Source organism: Helicobacter pylori, from assembly GCA_008032955.1.
GTDB classification, from domain to species: Bacteria; Campylobacterota; Campylobacteria; order Campylobacterales; family Helicobacteraceae; genus Helicobacter; species Helicobacter pylori_DC.
Genome location: CP032046.1, coordinates 1,336,506 through 1,347,771, shown reverse-complemented (window position 1 = coordinate 1,347,771; position 11,266 = coordinate 1,336,506). Strand labels below are relative to the sequence as shown.

The 11,266-nt window shown below is 40.5% G+C and carries 9 protein-coding genes and 2 pseudogenes; 5 read left to right on the top strand and 6 right to left on the bottom strand.

The annotated features are described in order from the left end of the window. Positions 1-33: 33 nt before the first annotated feature. Positions 34-1,199, bottom strand: a pseudogene (locus D2C72_06600) (outer membrane protein). Between the two features lie 179 nt (positions 1,200-1,378). On the opposite strand from D2C72_06600, the gene D2C72_06595 reads away from it, so the two are divergent. Beyond that, entirely contained in the window at positions 1,379-1,816 is a 438-nt protein-coding gene (locus D2C72_06595; protein ID QEF43916.1) for a copper resistance protein CopD, read from the top strand. Here the strand turns inward: D2C72_06595 and D2C72_06590 are convergent. The 4 genes and pseudogenes from D2C72_06590 to gltS all read right to left on the bottom strand — a co-directional run bounded on the left by D2C72_06590 (position 1,813) and on the right by gltS (position 7,158). Then, positions 1,813-4,179 carry a heavy metal translocating P-type ATPase gene (locus tag D2C72_06590; protein ID QEF43915.1) on the bottom strand — a complete coding sequence of 789 codons (2,367 nt, stop codon included), beginning with the start codon at positions 4,177-4,179 and terminating at the stop codon, positions 1,813-1,815. The genes D2C72_06595 and D2C72_06590 overlap by 4 nt on opposite strands. 25 nt (positions 4,180-4,204) lie before the next feature. After that, positions 4,205-4,921 carry a tRNA1(Val) (adenine(37)-N6)-methyltransferase gene (locus tag D2C72_06585; GenBank protein QEF43914.1) on the bottom strand — a complete coding sequence of 239 codons (717 nt, stop codon included), beginning with the start codon at positions 4,919-4,921 and terminating at the stop codon, positions 4,205-4,207. Further along, complete coding sequence (locus D2C72_06580) at positions 4,903-5,937, bottom strand: bifunctional diaminohydroxyphosphoribosylaminopyrimidine deaminase/5-amino-6-(5-phosphoribosylamino)uracil reductase (GenBank protein QEF43913.1); 1,035 nt, start codon at positions 5,935-5,937, stop codon at positions 4,903-4,905. Before D2C72_06580 ends, D2C72_06585 begins: the two co-directional genes overlap by 19 nt. Then, positions 5,934-7,158 (bottom strand): annotated as a pseudogene (gltS, locus tag D2C72_06575) (sodium/glutamate symporter). The gene D2C72_06580 and the pseudogene gltS overlap by 4 nt, the downstream one beginning before the upstream one ends. Positions 7,159-7,242: 84 nt before the next feature. On the opposite strand from gltS, the gene D2C72_06570 reads away from it, so the two are divergent. Then, positions 7,243-8,442: a saccharopine dehydrogenase family protein gene (locus tag D2C72_06570; GenBank protein ID QEF43912.1), complete on the top strand. Its 1,200-nt coding sequence runs from the start codon at positions 7,243-7,245 to the stop codon at positions 8,440-8,442. 9 nt (positions 8,443-8,451) lie between these two features. Here D2C72_06570 and ccoG read toward each other — a convergent pair whose 3' ends face one another. Beyond that, a complete protein-coding gene (ccoG, locus tag D2C72_06565) occupies positions 8,452-9,828 on the bottom strand; it encodes a cytochrome c oxidase accessory protein CcoG (protein ID QEF43911.1) in 1,377 nt (458 codons plus the stop codon). Here ccoG and plsY point away from each other — a divergent pair. Genes plsY through D2C72_06550 form a run of 3 tightly spaced genes read left to right on the top strand, consistent with a single transcriptional unit; the run spans position 9,808 to position 11,256 of the window. Further along, complete coding sequence (gene plsY / locus D2C72_06560; GenBank protein ID QEF43910.1) at positions 9,808-10,596, top strand: glycerol-3-phosphate 1-O-acyltransferase PlsY; 789 nt, start codon at positions 9,808-9,810, stop codon at positions 10,594-10,596. The genes ccoG and plsY overlap by 21 nt on opposite strands. Further along, positions 10,593-10,946: a dihydroneopterin aldolase gene (locus D2C72_06555; GenBank protein ID QEF43909.1), complete on the top strand. Its 354-nt coding sequence runs from the start codon at positions 10,593-10,595 to the stop codon at positions 10,944-10,946. The genes plsY and D2C72_06555 overlap by 4 nt, the downstream gene beginning before the upstream one ends. After that, a complete protein-coding gene (locus D2C72_06550) occupies positions 10,930-11,256 on the top strand; it encodes a Plug domain-containing protein (protein QEF43908.1) in 327 nt (108 codons plus the stop codon). The genes D2C72_06555 and D2C72_06550 overlap by 17 nt, the downstream gene beginning before the upstream one ends. The last annotated feature ends 10 nt before the right edge of the window (positions 11,257-11,266 follow it).

The window sequence follows — 11,266 nt, the reverse complement described above, 5'->3', positions numbered from 1 at the left end:
AGCTATAAGCCCTGCCTAAAAACCCTACCAAACTTAAAAAGTATAAACATAGCGCAAATACATAGAATACTGACGGTGTAAGGTTTGGGTCAAGCTGAAATTGGTTTCTGCTCCGGTGATAGTGGTTGGTTTGCCGTCTTTTAGCGGGCCTTGGCTTTGCTCTTTGATAGTGGTAGAACCTTTGAAAAAGTAATTAGGGAGCGTGGGGATTTTGATACCAAACTCAATGCCATGGTGTTCAAAATATTAGTCCTAATGCCCACATTCACTAAGAATTGGAAAATCGTGTTATTCACTTTAGCGTTTAATTTTCCTGTGGTATAGACGCTATTAGGGTTAATCCCCACATCACAACTCGCCGGCGTCGTGTCCCCGCATGTGATCGTGCCATCAGCGTTAGTCATGTAAGCGTCAGCGTCCGTATTGACGCCATAAACATACCCATCCTTAAAATACCCCACACGATTATTGGTCCAAGTGTTACCCGCAAAATTCACGCCTAGAAAAAACCCGGCCGTGGCTTTAGGCTTGTCTATAACGTTAAAAAGCATGTCTGTGCCAAAACCATAAGTATACATGTCGGCTTTTTGATCGCTCAAATAAAAGGGCGATATGGCGTTAGCGGCCCTAGAGTTAGAGAAATTGGTATGCCCGTAATCAAAAAAGCCATAATAGCGTAGCCCAAACCACCTTTTTTTACCCACAAAATGCTTATAGCCTGTCATCACGCCTAGCCCATACATCGGCTGGTTACGGCCAGGAATGTTTTTATTGGTGCTAAGCATGGTGCGAGAAGTCCAATTGACCACGCAATTAGCTTTAGTATAGCCTGGCGTTCCTGGCGTCCCTGAAGCTGGCTGACAGCCACCGGTCTGCCCGTCAGGAACTTTGCCATCATCATTAGCCGAAACATCGCCAAAAGGCACTTGAAACAACTCGCCGTTTTTATAAGCGTTGGTCTTTTGATCAGCCCTACCCACTTCCAAGCTAATCCCCACAAACGCGCCATTCTTTTCATGGGCATTTAAGGGGTTTGTCAGCCATAACGAACTCAAAAGAGCGCCTAAAATTACCGAACCTTTTTTAGAAATATCTAAAGATTGAGCTATCAAAACAGATTCCTTACGATTAAAATTTTTACCAACCATTTTGCAACCTTGCATTCTATTTTTCTTCTTTGTCATAAAATTGAACATCACTCTCTAGGGTACTCCGCTTAAGTGTTACTTTTTTAATTATTTTATTATAGCTAATTGCAATCTTAAAAGTCAAACAAAAACCACCCCTAAAATTCCCATAATAATGGGCTACTTGACAATAAAATCTTTTTGTAGTAGATTAAAAACTCTTTAATTTTCCCATGAATAAAGGATTTCAAATGGATGCGATTTATCCTTATGTGTTGGTTGTTCATTTATTGTGTGCCATTATTTTTATTGGCTATTTGTTTTTTGATGGGGTAATTTTCCCTAATGTGAAGAAAATGTTTGGCGAAGAGTTTGCCAATAAGGCAAATACAGGAATCACTCAAAGAGCGATCAAAATCATGCCCTTATGCGTTTTAGGGCTTGTTTTAACAGGGGGCATGATGCTTAGTCAATACATGGGGGGCGATAAAGGCTGGTGTGAAACCCCTTTTCAAAAGATACTCATGCTTAAAGTGATCTTAGCGTTAAGCATTTTTCTTTTAGTGCTTTTTTCTTTATCGTGTAAGTTTTTGGGTAAGAAAAACCCTATTGGTAAATATATCCACCCTATCGCTCTAACTTTTGGTTTTTTAATTGCTATTTTAGCCAAAACGATGTGGTTTGTTTAAGAGCGTTTCAGCCTCAAAGAATTTAAGACCACTAAGAGCGAACTGCCACTCATGCTCAAACTCGCTATTAAAGGATTAATGTATCCTAGCATAGCGACCGGGATTAAAACAGCGTTATAGATTAAGCTTAAAACAATGTTTTGCAACACCACTTGATAGACTTTTTGAGCGTTATCAAACGCTTTTTCCAACAAACTCAAATCCTCTTCTAAAAGCAAAATATCGCATGAGCTTTTACTCAAAGCGCTTTTTTCAAACCCCAAAGAAACGCTCGCTTGTTTCAAGGCCAACGCGTCATTATTGCCATCGCCTACCATTGCGCACACGCCCTTATAAGAGCTGACGATTTGAGCCTTATCTTCAGGGGTCAAATTAGCATGATACTTAGAAATCCCTAATTTTTTCGCGCACTCCTTAACCGAGCTTTCATTATCCCCGCTTAAAATTTCTAATTCTAAGCCTTGATTTTGTAGAGCTTGAATAACTTCTTTAGCGTTAGCTTTCAAACGCTCTTCTAAAATGAATAACGCGCATAAAGTCTTATTTTTCGCAAAGCCTACCATGATATTAGCGCTCTCTTTAGTCTTTATACCAACCCCCATAGCGTTTAAAAATTTCAAACTCCCCACTAGCAAGGTTTCGTTTTGATAGCTCGCTTTTAAGCCATGAGCGAAAAACTCTATCTTTTCTAAACTGACCTCATCGCCATCTAATGTTTTAAGAATCGCGCTATGGGCTAAATGCTCCCTGATTTTTAAAAGGCTCTTTAAAAGCCTTTCATCAAATTTTTCATAAATGATTTTTTCTTTTAAAAGGACTTCTTTTTGCGTGAGCGTGCCGGTTTTGTCTATAAAGATTTTTTTCACTTTAGCCAGAGTTTCTAAAAACAACGCTTCTTTAAACACGATCAAAGGGTTTTTAAATACCCCTATCACTAGCGCAATGGGCGTAGCTAAAGCGAATGCGCAAGGGCAGCTGATGACTAACACGCTAATACACACCATTAAGGCTTTTTCAAAATCACCCCCCAAACCAAATTGCCATAATAAAAAGCTCACAAAGGCTAAAAACAACACCGCTTTAGAAAAAATATCCGCAATTTTATTCGCGCTGCTCTCAATTAAGGGCTTTTCTAAAAAACTCTTTTTTAAAGTTTCTAACAAACTAGAAAGGCGTGAGTTTTGAAAATTTGCGCTCACTTGATAGCTAAAAGGCACGCCCACGTTCACATAACCCCCTAAAATTGGATCATTAACCCCCAATTCCAAAGGCTTAAACTCCCCGCTGATCAAAGACGCATCCACGCTCGCGTTATTTAAAAGCACGCCATCTAAAGCGATTTTAGCCCCGCTTGGCACCCAAACAACAGAGCCTATCGCCACATCTTTAGGGTGTTTTTCTATCTGTTTGCCATTTTCTACAACGATCACGCTATGGATTTCATGCGATTCTAGGGCCAGACATTTTTCATTCGCGAACAATCTGGCTTTTAATTCCAAAAACTTAGAGCCAAAAACAAGCGTTAAAATCGTGCTGCTCGCTTCAAAATAAGTCTCTTGGGACACCAACATGGCATAAAGAGAATAAACAAACGCCGATAACGCCCCAAAAGACACGCTCAAATCCATGCCCAAAACGCCATTTTTTAGCCCATAAAACGCCCCCTTAATAAAAAAACGCCCCACAACCACTAACACTAACAAGCTTAAAAAGAGCGACACGAGATCCAAATTCCTTTGCATAAGCTTATCCATGCCAGTGCCATAACTCGCACCGCCATAACTCGCGCTACCATAACTCGCATATTTGGCAATGGCAATAAACATCAAATTCATGGTGGCAAAAAACCCCACGCTTAAAGTGAGCAAATAGGAGCGTTGCTCTTTTTGGGCTTTTAGGGTGTAATTTTGCGCATTATAAATTTTAGCCCCATAGCCCAAGCTCTCAATCTTTTGAATAATCTCTTTAGGGTTTAGGGATTTGTCAAACACGATTTGCAAGTGGTGGGTGGTGAAATTCACGCTCACTTTTTTAACCCCCTTTAAGCGTTCTAAAACCTTTTGATTGAGCCACAAGCAAGCGTTGCAATGCGTTTTTTCTAGCAAAAGATTAAGGATTAATTCGCTTTTATTGTTTTCTTCAAGGGCCTGTTCTAATTCTAAAGCGCTCATTGAATCTTGGGGCGTTACGGGGGCTAAAGTGGAATCGTTTAATTTGTCATAAAAGCTCTCTAAATTCAAATCTAACAATAACGCATACACCCTAGCACACCCCGTGCAGCAAAAATACAATTCTTTATGATTGATCACCTCTTTAAAAAGCTCACTTTCTTTAAACTCCAACTGGCAATGCGAACATTTCATTTTTTAATCCTTAATTTATGAGGCGCTAATTTAAAAGCGCTTTGATAGAATAAGTGTTACAGATTTGATAGATGCTTAAAACTTCTTTGGTGTTGTCGCTTTGGTTTTTGGAATGGTGCGTGATTAAAGGGGGCAAGACTTTTAGGGCGCTTTTGGAATTATTCCTAGCCGCTCCAAGCATCAAATGAGCGTTTTTGTCTTTAAAACTTTGGACAAACCTTAAAGTTTCTAGCGTGAGTTTAGCGCTTTTTAAACTCTCTATGACCAAGCAAAGCGACAAGGCTTCATAGCAAAAAATAAAATACCCTTTAGGTTTTAGGCATTTTTTCACTTTAGCCACTAAAGAAGCGAAGTCTAATTCGCTCTGGTGCCTCGCATGCCCTTTAATTTGAGATTTAATAGATCCTAAGGCATAAAAAGGAGGGTTACACACAATCGCATCATACAAAATTGGAGGGTTGAAATCTAAAAAATCGCCCTCAAACACTTGAGCGTTAGGGAATTTAAGGGCGTTTTTTTGGGAGCAAAACGCCATTTTGCTATCCTTTTCCACTAAATGAACGCTCGCTAGCGGGTTGTCTCTAGCGCAGAGCAAGCCTAGAACCCCACACCCTGAGCCTATGTCTAAAATCGCACCGCTATTTTTGATAAAAGGGCGTGAAAAATCGTATAAAAAAAGCGAATCGCTATTGTAAGAATAAGCGTTTAAAGGCTGGTATAATCTTAAGAGTTTTCTATCCATAAAAGGGCTTCATTTTCTAAGATTTGCGCATGCAACAACCGCCCTTTAAAAGGGGTTTTTAAAGCGAGTGCGTTAAACGCTTCGTTAATCATAGACGCATGCGAATGCAAAAGCAACGCATCAATTTTGTCCCTCAAGCTCTCAAACAATCCCCACCCCCCTTCAATGAAATTAAACCCTTTCTCTAGGGGTAAATCTTTAGGGTTGTTGAAAATATTAACCAAACGATTGGGCGCTGAAAAAACTTTTGAACTAGGGCTAATTGAGTGCTTGGATAAAATAGCGATATTGGGGTTTTTATTGTGATAAAAGCTGTCGCAAAAGCGAGCGTCCAATAAGGGGTTATCCGTTCTTATAGTTTTCCCAGAAATGATGAGCGTGTCGCATATTGCTCGCTGGTTGTGCGTGAAAATAACGCTTTTTTGCCCGGTGATCTTGCCATGGTAATAATCCCCATTCATCCTTAAAGCGAGTTTGAACAAATTGAAACGCCCCTTTTGTTCCATTACCCTAAAAGGCAAGAGCAAGTCCTTAGCCTTGTTTTCTAAATTATGACAAATCATTGTTTCAATATGAGCCTTTTGTAGCCTTGCTAAGCCCCCTTTTTTAGCTTCGTTTTCTTCTGCGGCAATGACCACTCTTTTAGGCTTTAAAATTTCTAACAATCCGCTGCATGCCGGGGTTTTACCATAAGAATTGCATGGCTCTAGGGTGATTAAAAAAACGCAGTCTTTAAAGGCGTTATCGTGGTGCGTTTTTAAAAAATCGCTTAAAATTTTAGGGTCTTCTAATTTTTCTAAATCGCTTTTTAAATGGGGGCGTAAAATCTTTAACGCTGATTTGGCGGCCAAGACTTCTGCATGCGGGGTTTTGGCTTTTTTGTGGGTTTCTAAACTCAAGATCTCATGGTGTTTATCTAGAACCATGCAAGCCACGCTCGGGTTTTCTAAGGCTAGGGTTTGATATTCCCACGCCTTATTCAAGCAAATTTCTAATAAACTCTCATAAAGTCTCATGACGGGAAAAAAGGCAAGAGCAAAAAGCCTTTAATCGCTAAAGCGTTAATAATATCAACAAAAAACGCTCCCACTAAAGGCACGACGATAAACGCTACATGCGATGGCCCGTAGTGGTTGGTGATAGTTTGCATATTCACCATAGCCGTTGGGGTCGCTCCAAGCCCAAAACCGCAATGCCCCGCGCACAACACCGCCGCATCATAATCCTTCCCGCATACCCTAAAGGTTACAAGCACCACATAAAGGATCATAACCACCACTTGAACGCTCAAAATAACCGCTAACGGCACAGCGAGTTTTAACAATTCCAATAAATTCACGCTCATTAAAGCGTAGGCTAAAAACAGGCTCAAACTCACGTTCCCTATGACTGAAACCTCTCTGTCAAACACGCTATGGATCTTAAAAAACGACAAGGCATTTCTTAAAATAACCCCCACAAACAAGCACCACACAAAAGTCGGCAAGGTGAAACTTTTAGGAATCAAGTGCGATAAAAAAGTCCCCACCAATAAAGCGATCGCAATTAGAGCTAAAGTTTCCACAAAACTGGATGCGGTGATTAGGCGTTGCTCTTTAGGGGTTTCAAAGCCTTTAGACACCACGCCCTCTAAAGTGTCTTTTTCTTTGGTGTCTTTAGGTTCTAGTTTGTATTTAGAAATCAAATATTTAGCGACAGGCCCCCAATAATCCCCCCGCTCACCAAGCCAAAAGTCGCACACGCCATGCCCACTTCTAAGCTGGAGCTAAAATTATAAGGTGGTTGGGTGAAAAAATTAGCCCATGCCGCGCTAGTGCCATGCCCTCCCACTAAAGCGATCGATCCCCCTAAAAGCCCCATTAAAGGATTGACTCCTAAAAGGCTAGCGATAGAAATCCCCACTGCATTTTGACACACCACAAACCCCGCCACAGCCAGCAAAAAAACCGCAAGCATTTTCCCGCCTTTTTGTAAAGATTTGAAATCCGCGCTCAAACCAACGGTGATAAAAAAGTCAGCATTAAAGGGTCTTTTAAAGAAGAATCAAACTGCAAGCCAAAATGATAAAATTGACGCGCTAACATGATAAAAAAAGCGACTAAAACCCCACCCACAACAGGCTCTGGAATATCATAATCTCTTAAAAACTTGACTTTAGAAATCACATAACGCCCCAAAAGCAACACCAAAACCATGCACACTAAAGTGGCATAAATGTCTAATTTAATTTCTTGCAAGCCTATATCCTTGTTATCAAATTTATCTTATTATAATATAATAGCCCCCTAAAAGAACGAGATTAGTTAGAAAGTAGGTGTTCCTTGCATACAGTATTACAAATTGGAGCTGGTGGCGTAGGCAGTGTGGTAGCACACAAAATGGGCATGAACAGAGATGTGTTTAAGAATATCATTTTGGCGAGCAGGAGCTTAGACAAATGCCATGCGATTAAAGAAAGCATGCTCAAAAAGGGTTTGGGGGAAATTGGCGTTGAACAAGTGGATGCAGACGATACGCAAGCTTTAATCGCTTTAATCCAAAAATACAAGCCCAAAGTCGTTGTTAATGTGGCGTTACCCTATCAGGATTTAACGATCATGCAAGCATGTTTAGAGACTAAAACGCATTACATTGATACCGCCAATTACGAGCATCCGGATTTAGCGAAGTTTGAATACAAAGAGCAGTGGGCGTTTGATAAGGCTTATAAAGAAGCAGGGATTTTAGGGGTTTTAGGGGCTGGGTTTGATCCGGGCGTTACGAACGCTTATGTCGCTCACGCTCAAAGACACCATTTTGACACCATCCACACTTTAGACATTTTAGATTGCAACGCTGGGGATCACAAACGCCCTTTTGCCACGAATTTTAACCCTGAAATCAATTTGAGAGAAGTCAGCTCTAAAGGGCGTTATTATGAAAACGGCAAATGGATTGAAACTAAGCCTTTAGAAATCAAGCAAGTGTGGGCTTACCCGCAGATTGGCGAAATGGATTCGTATCTTTTATACCATGAAGAATTGGAATCGTTAGTCAAAAATGTTAAAGGCTTGAGGAGGGCGAGATTTTTTATGACTTTCTCTCAAAACTATTTAACCCACATGAAATGCTTAGAAAATGTCGGCATGCTAGGCATTAAGGAAATAGAGCATCAGGGCGTGAAAATCGTGCCGATACAATTTTTAAAAACCTTACTCCCTGATCCAGCGTCCTTAGCCAAAGACACTACCGGCAAAACCAATATCGGGTGCTATATGACTGGCATTAAAAACAACCAAGACAAAACGCTCTACATTTACAACGTGTGCGATCACAAAAAATGCTATGAAGAAGTGGGTTCGCAAGCCATAAGCTATACCACCGGCGTGCCAGCGATGTGCGCGACTAAAATGATTTGCAACGACACTTGGAGCGTGGAGCATTTTAAAGCCGGGGTGTTTAACGTAGAAGAATTAAACACCGATCCCTTCATGGAAGAATTGATCAAACAAGGCTTGCCTTATGAAGTGATTGAGCGCTAATTTTAGGCTTCAATCTTCACTAGGCGCAATAAACACCGATTCCCTTTCTATCGTAATATTCTTATCGTCTGCGCTGTAAGCTTGTATTGTAATAGGGATTAAAGCGTCTCTAGCGCTCTTGTATTCTGTGGCGTTACTTTTTAGGGGTTTTCGTAAGATCACTACCGCTTTGATCTTTTGCCCGGCTTTAATGGCGATAGGGTTTAAAGGCTTTTTGATTTGAATGCCTTTTTGCCCTAAAATTTTGAAATAAAACTCATGGTCTTTATTGTCCGTGTTATGGAATAAAAACACGTAATCGTTATCCACATACCCACTAGCTCGCAATTCATACAGATCGCTGTTGCGGTTAATGTCTAAAAGCATGCGTTCTTTTTTAAACGAAGTGATGATTAAAAGAGCTATCACAATAGCGATAACCCCCATGTAAGCGATCGTTTTTAAACGCACTAGGCGCACTTTTTGGCGCGTGTTGGTGGCGTTGGTTGAAGACCATTGGATGAGTGAAGGGCGGTTGTATTTGGCCATGGTAATCGTGCATGCATCCACGCATTCTAAGCAATTGATGCATTCTAATTGCAAGCCCTTCCTGATGTCAATATGCGTGGGGCAAACCTGCACGCAATGCAAGCAATTCACGCATTCGTTTTCTAGGCTGCGTTTTTTAGGAGGCAAGGGAAAAAGGCGACCCTGATTGTCATAAAGCGCTCCGCCGCGCTTTTCATCATAAATAGGGTTTAAGGTGTCATTGTCATACAACACCGATTGCACCCTAGCGTAAGGGCATAAATAGATGCAAAAACGCTCCGCAACCACCACAATATCAAAAAGCACCACTAAGGCGCTAAAAAGCCAAAAACCCATAGCGATAGGGTGATCGCTAGGGTTTTTAAGATACATAAAAAAGTCTTCAGGGGCGATGAAATAAAAGAAAAACAACATCACTAGCCCCGCCACAACAGGAGCGAATAACAAAACGCTCAATACTTTACGCACCTTATAGCTTGGGGTGTTTTTAGGGCTTTCTTGCTTGTTGCTGATCTTTTTATGGAGTTTGAAAATCTTGGTTTCAATCACATCTCTATAAAGCACCCTTAAAAAGGTTTGCGGGCAAGCCCACCCGCACCACACGCGCCCAAGGCTAGTGGTGATGAAAAAAATCCCTATAAAAAGCAAAATAACCATGAAAGGCAAAATTTGCAATTCTTCAGCGCTAAAGATCTTGCCTAAAAAATGCAGTTGCTTATGCTCAAAAGAGATCAAAAACAAATGCGCCCCATCAATGCGAACAAATGGCGTGATCAATAGTGCTAAAGAAATCAATAAAAACCCTATATAACGCTTCAAGCGAAACGATTTTAAAAAATGGCTAGAAGTTTCAAGCATTCTCAATATCCTAAAATTTTTAAGCCACTATACCCTAACAACTTAACGCTTTCACTTAAAAAGCAACATGTTATAATGATCGCTATTTTATTTGAAAGGGTATTTATGGAAGGCGTTTTAAATTTCCTAACCAATATCAATGTGATTTTCACCCTTTTGGGCTATCTGATTGGGGGGATTCCTTTTGGCTATGCGTTAATGAAAATCTTTTATGGCATGGATATTACTAAAATCGGATCGGGGGGCATTGGCGCGACGAATGTCTTACGCGCCTTACAAAGTAAGGGCGTGAGCAACGCCAAACAAATGGCCTTATTAGTCTTAATCTTGGATCTATTCAAAGGCATGTTTGCGGTTTTTTTAAGCAAATTGTTTGGGTTGGATTATAGTTTGCAATGGATGGTCGCTATTGCGAGCATTTTAGGGCATTGCTATTCGCCTTTTTTGAATTTCAATGGAGGCAAGGGCGTTTCTACGATCATGGGCTCTGTGGTGTTGCTCATCCCTATTGAAAGCCTGATCGGTTTGACGGTGTGGTTTTTTGTGGGTAAGGTGCTTAAAATCTCTTCACTCGCTAGCATTTTAGGGGTAGGCACAGCGACTGTTCTTATCTTTTTTGTGCCTTATATGCATATCCCAGATAGCGTCAATATCCTTAAAGAAGTCGGCACGCAAACGCCTATGGTATTGATTTTTATTTTTACCCTTATCAAGCATTTGGGCAATATTTTCAATTTATTGACCGGCAAAGAAAAGAAAGTCTTATGAAAACTAAACAAGGCGTTCATATCCATAACTTGGTGTTTGAAACGATTTTGGGGATTTTAGAGTTTGAACGCTTAAAACCCCAAAAAATAAGCGTGGATTTGGATCTTTTCTACACGGAATTACCCAATAAGGCTTATTTAGACTACATGGAAATCCAAGAGCTTATTCAAAAGATGATGCAAGAAAAACAATACTTACTCATTGAAGACGCCTTGAAAGATTTAAGCCATGTTTTAAAAACGCGCTATAGTGGAATCTCTGAGCTTTATTTGAAAATCAGCAAGTTAGAAATTTCTCCCAATTCTCAAGTGGGGGCGAGCGTGAAAATTTACTATGAAAACGTTCTTTAACCTCTTTTTCCTCCTTATTGTTTTAAAAGCGCACCCCATAAACCCTTTATTAGAGCCGCTATATTTCCCCAGTTACACGCAATTCTTAGATTTAGAACCTCATTTTGTCATTAAAAAAAAGCACGCTTATAGACCCTTCCAATGGGGGAATACCATTATCATCAAACGCCATGATTTAGAGGAGCGCCAGAGCAACCAGCCAAGCGATATTTTCCGCCAGAACGCTGAAATCAATGTGTCTTCTCAAACTTTTTTAAGAGGGATCAGCAGCGCTTCTTCACGCATAGTGATCGATTCGGTCGCTCAGTAATCAGCCGCTC